Here is a 20,472-nt window from a genome sequence, read left to right as displayed (position 1 = left end):
CCGCTTGATGCGGCCTTTTCTATTGGCTGGTGCCTTACGCGTGGAGCGTTTCGGCGGCGTAAAGGGTGTTTTCCAGCAGGCAGGCGCGAGTCATGGGGCCGACGCCGCCTGGGACCGGGGTGATCCAGCTGGCGCGCTGCTCGGCCACGTCATATTCCACGTCCCCCACCAGCTTGCCGTCGTCCTGGCGATTGATGCCGACATCGATGACGATCGCGCCGGGCTTGATCCACTCTCCCTTCACCAGGCCTGGCTTGCCGGCGGCCACTACCACCAGGTCTGCGTTGGCTACGTGGCCGGCCAGATCCTTGGTGAATCGGTGTGTAACCGTTACGGTGCAGCCGGCGAGCAGAAGCTCGAGGGCCATGGGGCGGCCGACGATGTTGGAGGCGCCCACAACAACGGCGTTCATGCCATAGAGGTCGGCGCCGGTGCTTTCCAGGAGAGTCATGATGCCCTTGGGAGTGCAGGGGCGGAGCAGGGGGATGCGTTGGGCCAGGCGGCCGACGTTATAAGGATGGAAGCCGTCCACGTCCTTGTCGGGGTGGATGCGCTCCAGCAGCTGCGAGGCGTCCAGGTGTTCAGGCAGTGGTAGTTGAACCAGTATGCCGTCGATCGCCGGGTCTTCATTGAGGCGGTCGATCAGGGCCAGCAGCTCAGTCTGGCTGGTGCTGGCGGGCAAGTCATGGGCCTGCGACAGAAAGCCGACTTCCTCGCAATCCTTGCGTTTGTGGGCGACATAGACCTGGGAGGCGGGATCGCTGCCGACCAGGATCACGGCGAGGCCGGGGACGCGAAGTCCTTGCTGGCGACGCTCGGCGACACGTAGGGCTATCTGCTGGCGGAGGCGGGCGGCGATCGTTTTGCCGTCGATCAGTTGTGCGGTCATGACGCTAGATTAACCATCGGGAAGGGCTAAAAAGGGCGCGTATTCTCGCATGGAGGGGCGGGCGGGCAAAGGCGGGCGGTCTGCATTTTGTCCTGACGCTTATATCTTTCTGATTTTTTTAAATTTTCCTGTTGACGATGGGTGGGGCTGGCTATAAGATGCGCCCCGCTTGTCGAGCACAGCCTGTCGCTGGGTAAGACGGCAAAGACGAATCCAAGTGATTCGGTCTAGGCCGAAGCTTTATAGTCTGCTCGCAGATATAAGCGCCCGTAGCTCAGCTGGATAGAGCATCCGCCTTCTAAGCGGATGGTCGCAGGTTCGAGTCCTGCCGGGCGTGCCATTTGGCACATTTGGCTCAAGCAATGCGTAATATGGTGGGCGTAGCTCAGTTGGTAGAGCACAGGATTGTGGCTCCTGGTGTCGTGGGTTCGATTCCCATCGTCCACCCCATATTCCGGAGAGCGCCAGGCAACATGCCTGGCGTTTTCGTTTCAAGTGTTGTCTCTGCGGACGTGGTGGAATTGGTAGACACACTGGATTTAGGTTCCAGCGCCGCAAGGCGTGAGAGTTCGAGTCTCTCCGTCCGCACCATGATGTTCGAATCGTGTTGAATGGTGGGTGTTCCGCAGGTTCTTGGCGATTCTCGTTGTAAGTCGGTGGCCCCATTGGCTACCGTTGCTGATGAAAATCAGTAAATGTGCAATATGGTGGGCGTAGCTCAGTTGGTAGAGCACAGGATTGTGGCTCCTGGTGTCGTGGGTTCGATTCCCATCGTCCACCCCATATTCATGAAAACGCCAGGCTCATTGCCTGGCGTTTTCATTTCCGGATCGAGGCGACTCCGGCGCGGTGCGGAATCGGGGCGCTGCCCGCCTTCCCGAGGCATCGCGAATTCCCTTTCTTCTCTCTCTTCAACTTGCCGGCTGTTTCTGGCGGGTGACTTCTGTAAATCGACCCACTAGAATGCATGCCCTTGATTCTGGGGCCGGAACGGCCGGCTTATGTCTGTGCAACGAGGATTATCCATGCAAGTTTCTGTAGAAAGCACCTCCGCTCTTGAGCGCCGCATGACCATCGGCGTGCCGGCCGAGCGCGTCGAGAACGAAGTGACCAAGCGCCTGCAGCAGACTGCCCGCCGCGCCAAGGTTGCCGGTTTCCGTCCGGGCAAAGTGCCGATGAGCGTTATTCGTCAGCGCTTCGAGGACTCCGCTCGTCAGGAAGTCCTGGGTGACCTGATCCAGTCTTCCTTCTATGAGGCTGTTGTCGAGCAGAAGCTGAATCCGGCCGGTGCCCCGTCTGTCGAGCCTAAAGTGTTCGAGAAGGGTAAGGATCTTGAATTCATCGCCACTTTCGAAGTGTTCCCCGAATTCAAGGTTGCCGGTTTCGAAGAGATCGCCATCGAACGCCTGCAGGCTGAGGTTGGCGACGCTGATGTCGACAACATGCTGGACATCCTGCGCAAGCAGAACACCCGTTTCGAAGCTGTTGAGCGCGCCGCCGAGAACGGTGATCAGCTGAACATCGATTTCGTCGGTAAGGTCGACGGTGAGGTCTTTGCTGGCGGCTCCGCCAAAGGCACCCTGCTGGTGCTGGGTTCCGGTCGCATGATTCCGGGCTTCGAAGAGGCTCTGGTTGGCGTCAAGGCCGGTGAAGAGCGTGTGATCAATCCGACCTTCCCGGCTGACTACCAGAACCTGGACCTGGCTGGTAAGGCTGCAGAGTTCACCGTGACCGTGAACAGTGTTTCCGCTCCCCAGCTGCCTGAGTTGAACGATGAGTTCTTCTCTCTGTTCGGCATCAAGGAAGGTGGTCTGGAAGGCTTCCGCGCCGAAGTTCGCAAGAACATGGAGCGTGAGCTGCGTCAGGCCACCAAGTCCAAGGTGAAGAACCAGGTGATGGATGGTCTGTTGGCTGCCAACCCGGTTGAGGTGCCGAAGGCTCTGATCGGCAACGAAGTGAACCGTCTGCGCGTCCAGGCTGTTCAGCAGTTCGGTGGCAACATCAACCCCGAGCAACTGCCGGCTGAGCTGTTCGAAGAGCAAGCCAAGCGCCGCGTGGTCCTGGGTCTGATCGTGGCCGAAGTGGTCAAGCAGTTCGAGCTGAAGCCCGACGAAGCTCGCGTGCGCGAGCTGATCGAAGAGATGGCCTCCGCCTATCAGGAGCCGGAGCAAGTCGTGGCCTGGTACTACAAGAACGACCAGCAACTGAACGAAGTCCGTTCGGTTGTGCTGGAAGAACAAGTTGTAGATACTGTCCTGCAGAAGGCCAAAGTAACCGACACGTCGGTTTCCTACGAAGAGGCAGTCAAGCCGGCAGAAGCTCCGAAAGCCGACTGATCGTTCCGCCTCCTTCGAACACACCATAAGCCAGCCTCCGAGCTGGCTTATGCGTCTTTGAGACATGACTATCTAATTAGGGAGTGATCGCAGGACATGTCCCGCAATTCTTTCGTGCAGCAAATGCCTGACATCCAAGCCGCTGGCGGTCTGGTGCCGATGGTGATTGAGCAGTCCGCCCGTGGCGAACGTGCTTATGACATTTATTCGCGCCTGTTGAAGGAGCGCGTGATCTTCCTGGTGGGCCCCGTAGAAGACTACATGGCCAATCTGGTGGTGGCGCAGCTGCTTTTCCTCGAGGCCGAGAACCCCGACAAGGACATCCAACTCTACATTAACTCCCCAGGTGGCTCAGTGACTGCCGGTATGTCGATCTACGACACCATGCAGTTCATCAAGCCCGACGTTTCGACCCTGTGCATTGGTCAGGCGTGCAGTATGGGAGCGCTACTACTGGCTGGTGGAGCTGCGGGCAAGCGTTTCTGCCTGCCGCATTCGCGTATGATGATTCACCAGCCGCTGGGCGGTTTCCAGGGGCAGGCCTCGGACATTGAGATTCATGCCCGTGAGATACTCACCATTCGCGAGCGCCTGAACAAGATCCTGGCGGACCACACAGGTCAGCCGATCGACGTGATCGCACGCGACACCGACCGCGACAATTTCATGAGTGGTGATGAGGCAGTCAAATACGGCCTGATCGATCAGGTGCTCAGTAAGCGCCAGCTCGTGGGCTAAGCCCTTCCGCAAGACTGCGGCCGGAGAATATCCGGCCGTTTCGCGGGGTTGAAAATGCCCGCATTTGCCTTCATCTTGTGTTTCAAGCCTACCCGATTGGATCGATCGAATGACTGACACCCGCAACGGCGAGGACAACGGCAAACTGCTTTATTGCTCTTTCTGCGGCAAAAGCCAGCACGAAGTACGCAAACTGATTGCCGGTCCCTCCGTATTTATCTGCGACGAGTGCGTCGACCTGTGCAACGACATCATCCGTGAGGAGGTGCAGGAAGCCCAGGCCGAGAGCAGTGCGCACAAACTGCCCGCGCCCAAGGAAATTCGCACCATCCTCGACCAATACGTGATTGGTCAGGAGCGCGCGAAGAAGGTTCTCGCGGTAGCGGTGTACAACCACTACAAGCGTCTGAACCAGCGCGACAAGAAAGATGACGTCGAGCTGGGCAAGAGCAACATCCTGCTGATCGGGCCCACCGGTTCGGGCAAGACGTTGCTGGCTGAAACCTTGGCTCGCCTGCTTAACGTACCCTTCACCATCGCTGATGCCACTACCCTCACCGAGGCGGGTTACGTTGGCGAAGACGTTGAGAACATCATCCAGAAGCTGCTGCAGAAGTGCGATTACGATGTAGAGAAGGCCCAGATGGGCATCGTCTATATCGACGAGATCGACAAGATTTCCCGCAAGTCGGATAACCCGTCCATCACCCGCGACGTATCGGGCGAGGGTGTGCAGCAGGCCCTGCTGAAGCTGATCGAAGGCACCGTTGCCTCGGTACCGCCGCAAGGCGGTCGCAAGCATCCGCAACAGGAATTCCTGCAGGTTGATACCCGCAACATACTGTTCATCTGCGGTGGTGCATTTGCTGGCCTGGAGAAAGTGATCCAGAACCGTTCGACCAGAGGTGGTATCGGTTTCAATGCCGAAGTCCGCAGCAAGGATCTGGGTAAGAAGGTGGGCGAAGCCCTCCGTGAAGTCGAGCCGGAGGACCTTGTGAAGTTCGGTCTGATTCCGGAGTTCGTAGGTCGATTGCCGGTCATTGCCACCCTCGACGAACTGGATGAGGCTGCGCTGATGCAGATTCTCACCGAGCCGAAGAACGCGCTGACCAAGCAGTACGCAAAACTGTTCGAAATGGAAGGCGTTGACCTCGAGTTCCGTCCGGATGCGCTCAAAGCCGTTGCCCACCGGGCGCTGGAGCGTAAAACCGGTGCACGTGGCCTGCGCTCCATCCTCGAAGGTATCCTGCTCGACACCATGTATGAGATTCCCTCTCAAACAGATGTAAGCAAGGTAGTCATCGACGAAAGTGTCATCGAAGGATCGTCCAAGCCTCTGTTGATCTACGAGAACAACGAGCAGCCTGCCAAGGCGGCGCCTGACGCTTGATGAAACAAAGGGGCCTACGGGCCCCTTTGTATTTACTGCCTTAAAGCTTGTTTTTTCCCGGGCCTAACCCCATCTTAGGGCCAAGGGTTTCCCATCTGTTTACGGCCCGAGGGCCGCCGTAGAGCTGATACCATGAATACGACTGCCGAATTACCTCTCCTGCCATTGCGCGATGTCGTGGTCTATCCGCACATGGTCATTCCCCTTTTCGTGGGGCGTGAGAAATCCATCGAGGCTCTCGAGGCTGCGATGACGGGGGACAAGCAGATCCTCCTGGTTGCCCAGAAGAACCCGGCCGACGATGATCCGGGCGAAGATGCCCTGTATCGCATGGGTACTGTCGCCACCGTTCTGCAACTCTTGAAGCTACCCGATGGCACAGTGAAAGTGCTGGTTGAGGGCGAGCAGCGGGGCGCCATCGAGCGTTTCATCGAAGTTAACGGCCATTGCCGCGCTGAAGTCAGCCTGGTCGACGAAGTCGATGCAGGCGAGCGCGAATCGGAAGTATTTATCCGCAGTCTGCTCAGCCAGTTCGAACAGTACGTTCAATTGGGCAAGAAAGTCCCGTCCGAGGTGCTTTCGTCGCTGAACAGTATCGATGAGCCGGGTCGCCTGGTGGACACCATGGCTGCCCATATGGCGCTGAAGATCGAGCAGAAGCAGGAAATCCTCGAACTGACCGACCTTCCCGAGCGTGTCGAGCATGTCCTGGCGTTGCTGGATGCCGAAATCGATCTGCTGCAGGTCGAGAAACGCATTCGTGGCCGCGTGAAGAAGCAGATGGAGCGCAGCCAGCGCGAGTACTACCTGAATGAGCAGATGAAGGCTATTCAGAAAGAGCTGGGCGACATTGATGAGGGTCACAACGAAGTCGAGGAGTTGAAAAAACGTATCGACAACGCTGGGTTGACCAAAGAGGCACTTGCCAAGGCTAACGCCGAGCTGAACAAGCTGAAGCAAATGTCGCCAATGTCCGCCGAAGCGACCGTGGTGCGCTCCTATATCGATTGGCTGGTCAATGTCCCATGGAAGGCCGAAAGCAAGGTTCGACTGGATCTGGCCAAGGCCGAGGATATCCTAGACGCTGATCATTACGGCCTGGAGGAGGTCAAGGAGCGAATCCTCGAATACCTCGCCGTGCAGAAGCGCGTGAAGAAGGTCAAGGGGCCAGTTCTCTGCCTGGTTGGCCCGCCCGGTGTTGGCAAGACCTCGCTGGCCGAGTCCATTGCGCGTGCCACCAATCGCAAATTCGTGCGCATGGCCCTGGGCGGTGTGCGTGACGAGGCCGAGATTCGCGGTCATCGTCGTACCTACATTGGTTCCATGCCAGGTCGTTTGATCCAGAAGATGACCAAAGTCGGCGTGCGCAACCCGCTTTTCCTGCTCGACGAGATCGACAAGATGGGCAGCGACATGCGCGGGGATCCTGCGTCTGCGCTACTGGAAGTGCTTGATCCCGAGCAGAACCACAATTTCAACGACCACTACCTGGAAGTCGACTACGACCTCTCGGACGTGATGTTCCTGTGCACGGCCAACTCCATGAACATTCCGGCACCGCTGCTGGATCGTATGGAAGTGATTCGGCTGCCGGGTTACACCGAAGACGAGAAGGTCAACATCGCCGTCAAGTACCTCGCACCCAAACAGACCAAGGCCAACGGCCTGAAGAAGGGCGAGTTGGAGTTCGACGAAGCGGCCATTCGCGACATCATTCGTTACTACACCCGAGAAGCCGGTGTGCGTAGCCTCGAGCGCCAGCTTGCCAAGGTCTGCCGCAAGGCCGTGAAGGAACACGCTCGCGAGAAGCGTTTCGCGGTGCAGGTCACTGCCGAATCGCTGGAACACTTCCTTGGTGTGCGTAAATATCGCTACGGTCTGGCCGAGCAGCAGGATCAGATTGGTCAGGTAACTGGGCTGGCCTGGACTCAGGTTGGCGGCGAATTGCTGACCATCGAAGCGGCGGTCGTCCCTGGCAAGGGGCAATTGACCAAGACCGGTTCGCTGGGTGATGTGATGGCAGAATCCATTACTGCGGCTCTTACCGTGGTGCGTAGTCGGGCGAAGAGCCTGGGTATTCAGGCGGACTTCCACGAAAAACGGGATATCCACATTCACATGCCCGAAGGCGCTACTCCGAAAGATGGCCCCAGCGCTGGTATCGGTATGTGCACTGCTCTGGTTTCGGCCATGACGCAGATTCCGGTTCGTGCTGATGTGGCTATGACCGGGGAAATTACACTGCGGGGGCAGGTACTAGCGATTGGTGGTCTGAAAGAGAAATTGCTGGCCGCACATCGTGGTGGAATCAAGACCGTGATCATTCCCGAAGAGAATGTGCGCGATCTGAAAGAAATTCCCGAAAATATCAAGCAAGACTTGGCGATTAAACCAGTTAAATGGATTGACGAGGTCCTGCAAATTGCGCTGCAATACGCCCCGGAGCCCTTGCCCGATGCGGCTCCGGAGATGGTTGCAAAGGATGACAAGCGCGAGACTGATTCCAAGGAGCGAATCAGCACGCATTAGCCGGGGGGCTTCCTTGACACATTTTTAGAGCCCTTGTTATAAAGCGGCTCTTATGTGTTAGCAGGCCAACCAGCACCCGCTTTGCTTACACCAAACAACTAAGAAACAACTCAACAGAAATAAGGGGACTTAAGAGTGAACAAGTCGGAACTGATTGATGCTATCGCCGCATCTGCTGACATCCCGAAAGCTGTAGCTGGCCGCGCGCTGGACGCAGTTATCGAATCCGTTACTGGCGCTCTGAAGGCTGGTGACTCCGTGGTCCTGGTTGGCTTCGGTACTTTCGCTGTTAAAGAGCGTGCTGCTCGTACTGGCCGCAACCCGCAGACTGGCAAGCCGATCAAGATTGCTGCTGCCAAGATCCCTGGCTTCAAGGCCGGTAAAGCTCTGAAAGACGCCGTCAACTAAGCGTCTTTTGGGCTTTGCCCGATCGGGCCGGGCAAGCCTGGCCTGATAGCGGAGCGGTGGAGGCGAAGGGTTTCTTCCTACCACCAGAGAGGTTGAATCTCAGACTCCGCAAGCTACGAGAAGGCGCATCCTAGGATGCGCCTTTCTCTTATTCGGATACTCTACCCGCGTTACTCGGCTGCGACTCAATGTGGCCGTTTCTGGGGGACCCATGCTGCAGAACATACGGGACAATTCACAGGGGTGGATTGCCAAAACCATCATTGGCGTCATCATCGCGCTGCTGGCACTGACCGGCTTCGACGCCATCTTCAATGCCACCAGCAATCGCCAGATCGCGGCTGAGGTCAACGGTGATGAGATCACCCAGGACCAACTGAGCGAAGCCGTGAACATGCAGCGCCGCCAGTTGCAGCAACAGTTGGGTAAGGACTTCGACGCCTCCCTGCTGGACGAGAAGCTGTTGCGTGAAGCCGCGCTGAAGGGGCTGATCGAACGTAAGCTCCTGCTGCAAGGCGCTGGAGAGGCCGACTTTGCCTTCTCGCAGAGTGCTATTGACCAGTTGATCCTGCAGACGCCGGAGTTCCAAGTGGACGGCAAATTCAATGCCGACCGCTTCGATCAGGTGATACGTCAGATGAACTACAGCCGCCTGCAGTTCCGCCAGATGCTTGAGCAGGAGATGCTCATCGGCCAACTGCGTGCCGGTCTGGCTGGTAGTGGTTTCGTAACCGATGCAGAAGTTGAAGCTTTTGCTCGTTTGGAGAAACAGACTCGCGATTTCGCGACTCTGACCCTGAAGGCTGATCCGGCTGCAGTCAGCGTTTCTGAGGATGAGCTCAAGGCCTACTACGACGGTCACGTCGACCAATTCATGAGCCCCGAGCAGGTGGTGATCGAGTACGTCGAACTGAAGAAAGCTGCTTTCTTCAGCCAGGTTGAGGCCAAGGAGGAAGACCTCCAGGCCCAGTACCAGAAAGAGATCAGCAACCTTGCCGAACAGCGTCAGGCCGCCCACATCCTGGTAGAGGTCAGCGACAAGCTCAATGAGGAACAGGCCAAGGCCAAGATCGAGCAGATCAAGCAGCGTCTGGACAAGGGCGAAGACTTTGCCGCCCTGGCCAAGGAGTTCTCTGACGACTCCGGCTCCGCTACCAATGGCGGGGACCTGGGCTTTGCCGGCCCTGGCGTCTATGAGCCGGCTTTCGAAGAGTCGCTGTACGCGCTGAATCAGGGCGAGGTTTCCGCTCCGGTGCGTACCCAGTACGGTTGGCACCTGATCAAACTGCTGGGTGTGCAGGCGCCCGAGGTACCAAGCTTCGAGAGCCTGAAGCCGAAACTGGAGCACGACATCAAGGCCCAGCAGGTCGAGCAGCGCTTCGTCGAGGTAAGCAAGGAGCTGGAAGATGCTGCATTCGAGGCTTCGGATCTGGCGCAGCCTGCGCAGGAGCTGAACCTTGAAGTGAAGACCAGCGCCCCGTTCGGTCGTGAAGGTGGCGAAGGCCTGACCGCAAACCGCCAAGTCCTCCAGGCCGCGTTCAGTCCGGAAGTGCTGGAAGACGGCGCCAACAGTTCTGCCATTGAGCTCGATCCGGACACCGTAGTCGTTCTGCGTGTCAAAGAGCACAAGAAGCCCGAACAGCTGGCGCTGGACAAGGTCAGTGACAGTATCCGTCAGCACCTGATGGAGCAGAAGGCCGGCGAAGCCGCCAAGACCAAAGGTGACGCCTTGATTGCCAGCCTGCGCGAAGGTAAGACCCCGGTTGAGCAGGCTCAGGACGGTCAATCCTGGCAGGTGGTAGAAGCCGCGACCCGCAGCCAGGAAGGTATCGAGCCGGTGGTGCTGCAGACTCTGTTCCGCATGCCGAAACCTGCGGCCGCCGACAAGCCCGAGTTCACTGGCGTGAAACTCGGCAACGGCGACTACGTGGTGATCCGGCTGAACGGCATCAGTCAGTCGGATGAGAAGCTGTCTGAGCAGGAGAAGGCGATGTACAGCCGCTTCCTCGCCTCGCGGAGTGGTCAGCAAGACTTTGCTGCCTACCGTCGCCAGTTGGAAGAGAAGGCGAAGATCGAACGTTTCTGACGTGTGATGTATGAAAGAGGCCGCACTATGCGGCCTTTTTCTTTGGGGGCGCCAGTCACGGGCGCTACGCGCCAAGCCGGGCGCTACGCGCCAAGCCGGGCGCACCTACAAAAAAGCCCGCACATAAGTGCGGGCTTCTTCGTAAGTGTGGCTATCAGTCTTCGATGTTGCCCATGGCGGTGGTATTGAAACCGCCGTCCACGTACATGATCTCGCCGCTGATACCCGAGGCCAGGTCGGAGCAGAGGAACGCGCCGGCGTTGCCGACTTCCTCGATGGTCACATTGCGACGCAGGGGGGTCTGCTTCTCGTTTGCGGCGAGCATCTTGCGGAAGCTCTTGATGCCGGAAGCCGCCAGGGTGCGGATCGGGCCAGCGGAGATGGCGTTCACGCGCGTGCCTTCTGGGCCGAGGCTGCCGGCCAGGTAACGTACACCGGCTTCCAGGCTGGCCTTGGCCATGCCCATGACGTTGTAGTTTGGCATGGTGCGCTCGGCGCCCAGGTAGGACAGGGTCAGCAGGCTGCCATTGCGGCCTTTCATCATTTCGCGACCGGCCTTGGCCAGGGCCACGAAGCTGTAGGCGCTGATGTCGTGGGCGATGCGGAAGCCTTCGCGGGTGGTGACTTCGGTGAAGTCGCCGTCCAGTTGGTCGCCCGGAGCGAAACCGACCGAGTGGACGATGCAGTCCAGGCCGTCCCACTTCTTGCCGAGGGCCTCAAAGACAGCGGCGATTTCTTCGTCGTTGGCGACGTCGCAGGGGAAGCAGAGTTCGGCGTTGGAGCCCCAGCTTGCGGCGAATTCTTCGACGCGGCCTTTCAGCTTGTCGTTCTGGTAGGTGAAGGCGAGCTCGGCGCCTTCGCGATGCATGGCTGCAGCGATGCCCGATGCGATGGACAGTTTGCTGGCTACGCCAACGATCAGTACGCGCTTACCGGCGAGAAAACCCATGTGCTTTCATCCTCTTCTGGTTAATGGGCAGTTTCTGGAGCCAGGAATGCGGCTTCCAGCAACTGCTTCGTATAGCTGTGCTGCGGTGCGGCGAAGATGCCTTCGGCTGGACCCTGCTCGACCACCTGTCCGTGCTTGATCACCATCAGCTGGTGGCTCAATGCCCGGACCACCGCCAGATCATGGCTGATGAACAGGTAGGTCAAGTCGTACTTGGTCTGCAACCTACGCAACAACTCCACCACTTGGCGCTGAACCGTCCGGTCGAGCGCCGAGGTGGGCTCGTCCAGCAGGATCAGTGCCGGTTTCAGCACCAACGCCCGGGCAATGGCAATCCGCTGCCGTTGCCCTCCGGAAAACTCGTGGGGGTAGCGGTGCCGGGTTTCCGGGTCCAACCCTACCTCCAGGAGTGCGTCGATGATGGCCTGTTCCTGCTCCGCCTCGGTGCCGATGCGGTGGATCCGAAGCCCCTCGCCGACAATCTGGCCCACGCACATGCGGGGGCTGAGACTGCCGAAGGGGTCCTGGAAGACCACTTGCATCTCGCGCCGGAACGGCCGCACGTCCTTCTGCGACAGTCCGTCCAGTGCCTGGCCCTGGAAACGGATGCCGCCCCGGCTGCCCAGCAGCCGGAGAATCGCCAGGCCTAGAGTGGACTTGCCGGAGCCGCTTTCGCCCACGATACCCAGGGTCTGGCCCTGCAGCAGGCTGAAATTGACGCCGTCCACGGCCTTCACGTGATCCACGGTGCGTCGCAGCAAGCCCTTCTTGATCGGGAACCACACGCGCAGGTCATCGACCTCCAGCAGTGGTGCTCCCACCGGGTTCTGTGCCGGCTGGCCCGAAGGCTCGGCGCCGAGCAGTTCCTTGGTGTAGGGATGCTGCGGTGCGTGGAACAGCTCATCACACGACGCTTGTTCGACGATGCAACCTCGCTGCATGACACATACACGATGCGCAATTCTCCGCACCAGGTTGAGGTCATGGCTGATCAGCAACAACGCCATGCCCAGGCGTGCCTGCAGTTCCTTTAGCAGCTCGAGGATTTTCAGCTGGACGGTGACATCCAGCGCAGTAGTGGGTTCGTCGGCGATCAGGAGCTCCGGCTCGTTGGCCAGAGCCATTGCGATCATCACCCGTTGCCGTTGCCCACCGGAAAGCTCGTGGGGAAAGGCCTTGAGGCGCTTGTGCGGTTCGGGGATGCCGACCAGCTCCAGCAGCTCCAGGGTGCGTTTGGTGGCGGCCTTGCCAGTCAGCCCCTTGTGCAGGCCCAGCACTTCGTTGATCTGCTTCTCGATGCTGTGCAGCGGATTGAGCGAGGTCATGGGCTCCTGGAAGACCATGGCGATGCGGTTGCCGCGAATAGCGCGCAGCTTGCTTTCGGGCAGCTTCAGCAGGTCCTTGCCGGCGTAGTTGATGCTGCCGTTCGGGTGGCGGGCGAGCGGGTAGGGCAACAGGCGCAGGATGGAGTGCGCGGTTACCGACTTGCCGGAGCCGCTTTCGCCCACCAGGGCCAGGGTTTCGCCTTTGCGGATGTCGAAGCTGACGCCCTCGACCACGCGCTGGACCTTCTCGCCGGTGACGAACTCGACGGCGAGGTCGCGTATTTCGATCAGGTTCTCGCTCATTTCACTTCCTCGGGTCGAACGCATCGCGCGCGGCTTCGCCGATGAACACCAGCAATGTCAGCATGGTCGCCAGCACCATGAAGGCAGAAATACCCAGCCAGGGAGCCTGCAGGTTGGATTTGCCCTGGGCCACCAACTCGCCGAGAGAGGGGGCTCCCGGTGGAAGGCCGAAGCCAAGGAAGTCCAGCGCGGTCAAGGTGCCGATGGCGCCGGTGAGGATGAAAGGCATGAAGGTCATGGTGGACACCATGGCATTGGGCAGGATGTGGCGGAACATGATGGCGCCATTCTCCATGCCCAGTGCGCGGGCCGCGCGCACGTATTCCAGGTTGCGGCCACGGAGAAATTCGGCACGCACCACGTCCACCAGGCTCATCCATGAGAACAGCAGCATGATGCCCAGCAGCCACCAGAAGTTCGGCTGCACGAAGCTGGCCAGGATGATCAGGAGGTAGAGCACCGGCAGGCCGGACCAGATTTCCAGGAAGCGTTGGCCGGCCAGGTCCACCCAGCCGCCGTAGAAGCCCTGCAAAGCACCCGCGATCACACCGATGATGGAGCTCAGCAGGGTCAGGGTCAGGGCGAACAGCACCGAGATGCGGAAGCCATAGATGACCCGGGCCATCACATCGCGCCCCTGGTCGTCCGTACCCAGCCAGTTTTCCGCCGAGGGCGGTGCTGGAGCCGGTACCTTGAGTTCGTAGTTGATGGTGTCGTAGCTGAAGGGAATGGGCGCCCAGATCATGCTGCCGCCCTTGGATTCGATCAGCTCGCGGATATAGGGCGTCTTGTAGTTGGCTTCCAGCGGGAACTCGCCGCCGAAGGTGGTTTCCGGATAGCGCTTGAGGAAAGGGAAGTACCACTGGCCGTCGTAGTCGACCATCAACGGCTTGTCGTTGGCGATCATTTCGGCGCCCAGGCTCAGGACGAAGAGGATAAGGAACAGCCAGAGCGACCACCAGCCGCGCTTGTTGGCCTTGAAACGTGCGAAGCGGCGCTGGTTGATGGGGGAGAGGGCCATGCTCAACCCTCCCGGTTTTCGAAGTCGATGCGTGGATCGACCAGGGTATAGGTGAGATCGCCGATCAGTTTCACGACCAGTCCCAGCAAAGTGAAGATGAAGAGCGTGCCGAACACCACGGGGTAATCGCGATTCAGCGCGGACTCGAAGCTCAGCAGGCCCAGGCCGTCGAGGGAGAAGATCACCTCGATCAGTAGCGATCCCGTGAAGAACAGGCCGATGAAGGCCGCCGGGAAACCGGCGATGATCAGCAGCATCGCATTACGGAATACGTGGCCGTAAAGCACGCGGTTTTCCGACAGACCCTTGGCGCGGGCGGTGGTCACGTACTGTTTGTTGATCTCATCGAGAAAGCTGTTCTTGGTCAGCAGGGTGAGGGTGGCGAAGTTACCGATCACCAGCGCAGTCACTGGCAGGGCCAGGTGCCAGAAGTAGTCGAGAATCTTGCCGGTCAGGCTCAGTTCGTCGAAGTTGTTCGAGGTAAGGCCGCGAAGGGGGAACCAGTCGAAGTAGCTGCCGCCGGCGAAGAGCACGATCAGCAGGATGGCGAACAGGAATGCAGGAATGGCGTAGCCGATGATGATCGCCGTGCTGCTCCAGACATCGAAGGCGCTGCCGTGGCGCACGGCCTTGGCGATCCCCAGGGGTATGGAGACCAGGTACATGATCAGGGTGCTCCAGAGCCCGAGGGAGATGGATACCGGCAACTTCTCGATGATCAGGTCGGTGACCTTGGCATCACGGAAGAAGCTATTGCCGAAATCCAGTTTCAGGTAGTTGGTGATCATCAGCCAGAAGCGTTCCGGCGCCGGCTTGTCGAAGCCGTACATCTTCTCGATCTCGGCCACCAGTTCCGGGTCGAGGCCCTGGGCGCCGCGGTAGTTCGAGCCGGCCGTGGCCACTTCCGAGCCGCCGCCGGAGATGCGTCCGGTGGCGCCACCGGCCGCGGCATCGAAGCCTTCCAGTTTGGCGATCATCTGTTCCACCGGGCCACCGGGAGCGGCCTGGATGATGATGAAGTTGATCAGCAGGATGCCGAACAGGGTGGGAATGATCAGCAGCAGTCGACGCAGTATGTAGGCGAGCATTTACTGGGCATCCGGCTCGGAGGGGGCTTGCTCGGACTCGTTAGCAGTTTCCGTGCCCGGTTTCTGCCACCAGGTCATCAGGCTGTAGTCATAGAGCGGCGTCGTTTCGGGGCGCTGGAAGTGGTTCCAGTAGGCCACGCGCCAGGTGTCGACGTAGTAGTTAGGCACCACATAGTGACCCCAGAGCAGTACCCGATCGAGGGCGCGGGCGTGTTTCACCAGGCTTTTGCGCGAGTCGGCGCGGATCAGGCCCTCCACCAGCTTGTCGATGGCAGGGTCGCGCAAGCCGATGAAGTTGCGGCTGCCAGCACTGTCGGCGCTGCGCGAGTGCCAGAACTCCATCTGTTCGTTGCCTGGCGAACTGGACTGCCCCCAGGTGGCAGGGATCATGTCGAAGTCGCGCGAGCGCAGGCGGTTGATGTACTGGGAAACGTCCACGCGGCGAATCTGCAGATCGATGCCCAACTCCGCCAGGTTGCGCTTGAAGGGCAGGATCACCCGTTCCAGGTTGGCCTGGGCGATGAGGATCTCGAAGGCCAGGGGCTTGCCGTCCGGACCGACCATCTTGTCGTTCTCGATCTTGTAGCCGGCCTCCATGAGCAACTGGTAAGCGCGGCGTTTCTGGTCGCGGATGATGCCGCTGCCGTCACTCACCGGCGGTTTGAACACCTGGGTGAAGACTTCGCTCGGCACCTGGTCACGCAGCGGCTCGAGGATTTTCAGCTCCTCGGCATCAGGCATCTCGTGGGACGCCATCTCCGAGTTCTCGAAGTAGCTGCTTGTGCGTTTGTAGGCGCCGAAGAACAGCTGCTTGTTGGCCCATTCGAAGTCAAACAGCAGAGCGATGGCCTCGCGTACCCGACGGTCCTGGAATGCTGGTCGGCGAATGTTGAAGGCAAAGCCCTGCATCCCGGTCGGGTTGTGGTTCGGGATGGCTTCCTTGATGATCTTGCCGGCGCGCAGGGCAGGGCTTTCGTAGCCGGTGGCCCAGTCCTTGGCGGAGTACTCCAGGTTGAAGTCGAACTGGCCGGCCTTGAAGGCCTCCAGTGACACCGACATGTCGCGGTAGTAGTCGACGGTTATCGCATCGAAGTTGTAGTAACCGCGCGTGACCGGAAGGTCTTTGGCCCACCAGTCCTTGACCCGCTCATAGCGAATGGAGCGGCCAGCGTCCACCTTGGCGATGCGATAAGGGCCGCTGCCGAGCGGCGGAGAGAGGTCGGTCTTGCCGAAGTCGCGACCTTCCCAGAAGTGCTTGGGCAGTACCTGGATCTGGCCGAGGATCAGCGGCAGTTCGCGATTGCCCGCGTGCTTGAAGTCGAAGCGCACGCGCAACCTGTCCTCGGCCTCCACCTTGGCCACGTCGGCGTAATAGTGGCGGTACATGGGGTCGCCATGTTCGACCAGGATGTTGAAGGTGAAAATCACGTCCTCGGCCGTCACCGGCTGGCCATCGTGGAAGCGCGCCTTGGGATTCAGGTAGAAGCGCACATAGCTGTTGTCCGGCGCCTTTTCGATCCGCTCCGCCAGCAGGCCGTACTCGGTGAAGGGTTCATCCGGGGAATGGAAGGTCAGGCTGTCGTAGATCAGGCCGATCTGGTCGGCCGAATTGCCCCGCGGAATGAAGGGGTTGAGGCTGTCGAACCCGCCGACGCCGGCGAGACGCAGGACGCCGCCCTTGGGAGCCTCCGGGTTGACCCAGGAAAAGTGCGTGAAGTTTGCCGGGTACTTGGCAGGCTCGTCATACAGGGTGATGGCGTACTTGGGCTCGGCCGTGGCGAGGCCGGCCAGGGACAGCAGCAGGGCGCCACAACCTTGCAGGCAGCGGTTGCGCAGCGTTTTGCTCATCGGGCGTTCTCCGTGGGCTTCAGCCACCAGGCACGCAAGCCCAGGGTGTAGGGCGGCGTGGTGACGAAGGCGAACCGGTTGCGGTAGGCCAGGCGGTGATAATTGATGTACCAGTTAGGGATGCTGTAGTGCTCCCAGAGCAGGGTGCGGTCGAGTGCTCGCGCGGCGGCCAATTGTTCGTCGCGGCTCTGGGCGCCGAGTAGCTTGTCGATCAAGTCGTCGGTCACCGGGTTGGCGACGCCCGCGTAATTCTTGCTGCCCTTCACGCCCACCTGGCTGGAGTGGAAGTAGAGGTATTGCTCCAGGCCCGGACTCAGGGTCTGCGGCAGGGTCATCAGGATCATGTCGTAGTCGAAGTGGTCGAGGCGCTGTTTGTACTGCGCGCGGTCCACGGTCCTCAGGCTGACGTCGATGCCGATGCTGGCAAGGTTTTCGCGATAGGGCTGGAGGATACGTTCAAGGTTCGGGTTGACCAGCAGGATTTCAAAACGCAGCGGCTGGCCACGATCATTCACCAGGCGCTGGCCGGACAGCTTCCAGCCGGCTCCGGCCAATAGACCGAGGGCGCGGCGAAGGGTTTCCCGCGGGATGCCACGACCCTCGGTGGTGGGCACCTGGAACGGCTGGATGAACAGCGACTCCGGCAACTCCTTGCGGTGGGGGGACAGCAGCAACCACTCGTGCCCCTCGGGCTTGCCCTGGGCGCTGAACTCGCTATTGGGGTAGTAGCTGGTGGAGCGCATGTAGGCGTTGTTGAAGAGGGTACGGTTGGTCCATTCGAAGTCGAACATCAGCCCCATCGCTTCGCGCACCTTGCGGTCACTGAATACGGCGCGGCGGGTGTTCATGAACAGGGCCTGGGTCTGGGTCGGGATCTGGTGCGGGATCTCGGCGCGTATGACGTCGCCACGGGCGATGGCCGGGAAACGATAGCCATTGGCCCAGTTCTTCGCCTGATGCTCGATGTAGAAATCAAACTCCCCAGCCTTGAAGGCTTCGAACGCGACGTTGCTGTCGCGGTAGAACTCCACTTCGACCCGATCAAAGTTGTACTTGCCACGGTTGGCCGGCAATTTCTCGCCCCACCAGTCCTTGACCCGCTCGAATACCAGGCTGCGTCCAGGCCGGACCTGAGTGATGCGATAAGGACCGCTGCCCAGGGGGGGCTCGAAGGTGGTGGCCTTGAAGTCGCGGTTTTCCCAGTAGTGCTGGGGGAGAACGGGCAATTCGCCAAGGCGCAGGATCAACAGCGGGTTGCCGGCGCGCTTGAGTACAAAGCGAATGCGGTGGCGGTTGAGGATGTCGACCCGCTTCACTTCCTGCAGGCTGGTGCGGTATTGCGGATGGCCGTTCTCGGCCAGCGTGCGGTAGGAGAAGGCAACGTCATAGGCGGTAATCGGTTTGCCGTCGTGGAAGCGGGCTTCCTCGCGCAGGTTGAATACCACCCAGCTTCGGTCCTCGCTGTATTCGACGCTCCTGGCGATCAGCCCGTAGCTCGAGGCGGGCTCGTCCCCGGACGGGTCGTACTGGCCGGTACCCACCATCAACGGCTCGTTCAGTTCGGTGACGCCGTACTGCAGAAAGTTGGGCGTGGCCACCGGACTGGTGCCCTTGAAAGTGTAGGGATTGAGGGTGTCGAAGTTGCCGAAGGCCATGACCCGCAGTGTTCCGCCCTTGGGGGCACTGGGGTTGACCCAGTCGAAATGGTCGAAGTTGGCGGGGTACTTCAGGGTGCCGAACTGCGCATAGCCGTGGCTTTCAATCAGGCTGGCGAAGCAGGGTTGGGCCAGCAGGCCGATAAGCATGAACGCAAGGCGACGCATCAGGCGGGGGTCCGATCCATGGCTGTTGTGTCGGGCATATGGGCGCTGGCCTCGCTGGCGGGAAGGCGCGGGCCTCGGGCCGGCGAAATCGTGTCGGGGGTCACGCGCTGCGGGTGTCGGCGGTGACGGCTGGCAAGTACAGTAACAGCTTGTACAGGCAAGAAAAAAGGGCCAGCCTGCGGCTAGCTGGCCAGCACTCTGGCCACCATCCGGAAATTTTTGCAGAGGTGCCAATCTTGGGTGAACGCAGCCATGGTTTGCAGTCATGGATAGACCGGTTCAACGAGGCCGAATTGCCCGCCCTGGCCGCGGTGGTGCAGGACTTGCACCATATGGCCCAACAGGACAAATCCTCCGTGCAGCAGTTGGCCGATGTGCTACTGCGTGACGCGACCCTGACCTCCAAGGTGCTGAAGGTCGCCAACAGCGTCTACTACAACCCCTCCCAGGAGGCGATCCGCACGATCTCCCGCGCCATCGTACTGATCGGTTTCGAGAACGTGCGCCTGATTGGTCTCTCCGTGAGCCTGATCGACAGCCTGCTGACTCGCGGCCCGCGGGAGCAACTGCCGGCGCTCCTGGCGCGTTCCTTCCATGCCGCGGTGCAGGCACGCAACATTGCAGGCTACCTGTTGGCGCGCAGCCAGGAAGAGGTATTCATTGCCGCCCTGCTGCACAATCTGGGGGAGCTGGCGTTCTGGGGCTGTGGCGGCGATCAGGCCGATGAGCTGGCCGCAGCCTTGGCGCAACCAGGGGTCGACGAAGAGCAGGCCGTACGCGACGTGCTGGGCACCAGTTTTCGCCAGCTGACCTTGGGACTGGTGCGTAGCTGGAACCTGGGGGAACTGGCGAGCCTCGCCCACGTCGGCTCGTCCCAGAGCGACCCGGCGGTGAAGGCTGTGAGCTTGGGTGTGCGCATCAGTGAGTCAGCCCTGCAGGGCTGGGACTCTCCAGCCATGACGCTACTGGTGGAGCAGTTCGCCAGCCTGGTGGGCCTCGGTCGGGAGGAGGCGCTGCAGCAGGTTCTGGCCAATGCCGATGAGGCGGTCAAGGTGGCGACGACCTTTGGCGCCAGCAAGCTTTGCCACCTGATTCCCCACACCGACCCGGAACAGATTCGCGTTCAGCGCGAGCAGCGCCAGGCGCAGTTGCTTCAACCCAACCTGCTGGTCATGCAGCAGGCCCTGCAGGAACTCGGCATGCTGGTGTCGCGCAAGGCCGACGTCAACCTGGTGCTGGATACCCTGCTTCAGGGCTTGCACCGGGGGGCCGGGATAGAGCGGGTAATGGTGGCTGTGCTGGCGGACCAGCGCAGTCGCTTCACGGCGCGCCGCGCAGTGGGTGAGGGCAGCGAGCGGTGGCTGAGTGACTTCGCCCTGCCGGCCGACTTGCCCGAGCAGGCCAACCTGTTCAGCTACGTCTTGCGTACCCGCGAGACCTTGTGGATGGGCGTTCCCGCCAGTTACAGCCTGAACGACCTGGTGACGCGCCCGATGCGCGAGTGGCTGGGGCAGGGGATGTTCTTCGTCGCGCCACTGCTGGCCGGCAAGCGCGAGATCGGGGTGATCTACGCCGATTGCCGACTTTCTGGCCGGGCGCTCAGGCATGAGCAGTTCGTGGCATTTCAGCATTTCGCTCAGGCAGCGGGGCGGTGCCTGGCGGCGATGGCGCAGAAATAGCCGCGGTCAGGGGCCGTGAGGCCCAGCGGGGGGCTGCAGGTGATACTGGGTCGCGCTTTG

The 20,472-nt window shown here is 60.3% G+C and carries 14 protein-coding genes and 4 tRNA genes; 11 read left to right on the top strand and 7 right to left on the bottom strand.

Features of this window, described 5'->3' with window-relative positions:
• Positions 1–34: 34 nt before the first annotated feature.
• Positions 35–889, bottom strand: coding sequence for a bifunctional methylenetetrahydrofolate dehydrogenase/methenyltetrahydrofolate cyclohydrolase FolD (gene folD, locus G559_RS0108235; RefSeq protein WP_028627766.1), 855 nt, complete (start codon positions 887–889; stop codon positions 35–37).
• A gap of 263 nt (positions 890–1,152) precedes the next feature.
• On the opposite strand from folD, the gene G559_RS0108230 reads away from it, so the two are divergent.
• The 10 genes from G559_RS0108230 to G559_RS0108185 all read left to right on the top strand — a co-directional run bounded on the left by G559_RS0108230 (position 1,153) and on the right by G559_RS0108185 (position 10,376).
• Positions 1,153–1,229: transfer RNA gene (locus G559_RS0108230), tRNA-Arg, on the top strand.
• Between the two features lie 34 nt (positions 1,230–1,263).
• Positions 1,264–1,339: transfer RNA gene (locus G559_RS0108225), tRNA-His, on the top strand.
• A 56-nt stretch (positions 1,340–1,395) separates the two neighbouring features.
• Positions 1,396–1,480, top strand: a tRNA-Leu gene (locus tag G559_RS0108220).
• Between the two features lie 116 nt (positions 1,481–1,596).
• Positions 1,597–1,672: transfer RNA gene (locus G559_RS0108215), tRNA-His, on the top strand.
• A 242-nt stretch (positions 1,673–1,914) separates the two neighbouring features.
• Complete coding sequence (tig, locus tag G559_RS0108210) at positions 1,915–3,225, top strand: trigger factor (RefSeq protein ID WP_028627765.1); 1,311 nt, start codon at positions 1,915–1,917, stop codon at positions 3,223–3,225.
• A 96-nt stretch (positions 3,226–3,321) separates the two neighbouring features.
• Positions 3,322–3,963, top strand: coding sequence for an ATP-dependent Clp endopeptidase proteolytic subunit ClpP (gene clpP / locus G559_RS0108205; RefSeq protein ID WP_028627764.1), 642 nt, complete (start codon positions 3,322–3,324; stop codon positions 3,961–3,963).
• A gap of 109 nt (positions 3,964–4,072) precedes the next feature.
• Complete coding sequence (gene clpX, locus G559_RS0108200; protein ID WP_028627763.1) at positions 4,073–5,353, top strand: ATP-dependent Clp protease ATP-binding subunit ClpX; 1,281 nt, start codon at positions 4,073–4,075, stop codon at positions 5,351–5,353.
• A 132-nt stretch (positions 5,354–5,485) separates the two neighbouring features.
• On the top strand, positions 5,486–7,882 hold the full coding sequence (lon, locus tag G559_RS0108195) for an endopeptidase La (RefSeq protein ID WP_028627762.1): 2,397 nt from the start codon (positions 5,486–5,488) through the stop codon (positions 7,880–7,882).
• 135 nt (positions 7,883–8,017) lie between these two features.
• Complete coding sequence (hupB, locus tag G559_RS0108190) at positions 8,018–8,290, top strand: nucleoid-associated protein HU-beta (RefSeq protein ID WP_003087931.1); 273 nt, start codon at positions 8,018–8,020, stop codon at positions 8,288–8,290.
• 211 nt (positions 8,291–8,501) lie between these two features.
• The gene (locus G559_RS0108185; protein ID WP_028627761.1) at positions 8,502–10,376 is read left to right on the top strand and encodes a SurA N-terminal domain-containing protein; all 1,875 of its coding nucleotides are present in this window, start codon (positions 8,502–8,504) and stop codon (positions 10,374–10,376) included.
• A gap of 154 nt (positions 10,377–10,530) precedes the next feature.
• On the opposite strand, the gene fabI is transcribed toward G559_RS0108185, so the two are convergent.
• From fabI to G559_RS0108155, 6 genes are read right to left on the bottom strand one after another with little or no spacing between them, the layout of a single operon-like run.
• On the bottom strand, positions 10,531–11,325 hold the full coding sequence (fabI, locus tag G559_RS0108180) for an enoyl-ACP reductase FabI (RefSeq protein WP_028627760.1): 795 nt from the start codon (positions 11,323–11,325) through the stop codon (positions 10,531–10,533).
• A gap of 20 nt (positions 11,326–11,345) precedes the next feature.
• Positions 11,346–12,953: an ABC transporter ATP-binding protein gene (locus G559_RS0108175; protein ID WP_028627759.1), complete on the bottom strand. Its 1,608-nt coding sequence runs from the start codon at positions 12,951–12,953 to the stop codon at positions 11,346–11,348.
• Between the two features lies 1 nt (position 12,954).
• Positions 12,955–13,974 (bottom strand): ABC transporter permease, encoded by a 1,020-nt coding sequence (locus tag G559_RS0108170; RefSeq protein WP_028627758.1) that lies wholly within the window; start codon positions 13,972–13,974, stop codon positions 12,955–12,957.
• Positions 13,975–13,976: 2 nt separating this feature from the next.
• On the bottom strand, positions 13,977–15,062 hold the full coding sequence (locus G559_RS0108165; protein WP_028627757.1) for a microcin C ABC transporter permease YejB: 1,086 nt from the start codon (positions 15,060–15,062) through the stop codon (positions 13,977–13,979).
• Entirely contained in the window at positions 15,063–16,910 is a 1,848-nt protein-coding gene (locus tag G559_RS28685) for an extracellular solute-binding protein (protein ID WP_036997146.1), read from the bottom strand.
• On the bottom strand, positions 16,907–18,733 hold the full coding sequence (locus G559_RS0108155) for an extracellular solute-binding protein (protein WP_028627756.1): 1,827 nt from the start codon (positions 18,731–18,733) through the stop codon (positions 16,907–16,909). The genes G559_RS28685 and G559_RS0108155 overlap by 4 nt, the downstream gene beginning before the upstream one ends.
• A 236-nt stretch (positions 18,734–18,969) precedes the next feature.
• Here G559_RS0108155 and G559_RS0108150 point away from each other — a divergent pair, with 236 nt between their 5' ends.
• On the top strand, positions 18,970–20,412 hold the full coding sequence (locus G559_RS0108150) for an HDOD domain-containing protein (RefSeq protein ID WP_171016513.1): 1,443 nt from the start codon (positions 18,970–18,972) through the stop codon (positions 20,410–20,412).
• Positions 20,413–20,472 lie beyond the last annotated feature (60 nt).

Origin of the sequence: Metapseudomonas resinovorans DSM 21078 (genome assembly GCF_000423545.1) — a bacterium.
Taxonomy (GTDB): Bacteria; Pseudomonadota; Gammaproteobacteria; order Pseudomonadales; family Pseudomonadaceae; genus Metapseudomonas; species Metapseudomonas resinovorans.
The sequence above is the reverse complement of the archived record's forward strand: the minus strand, read 5'-3'. Positions and strand labels throughout refer to the sequence as shown.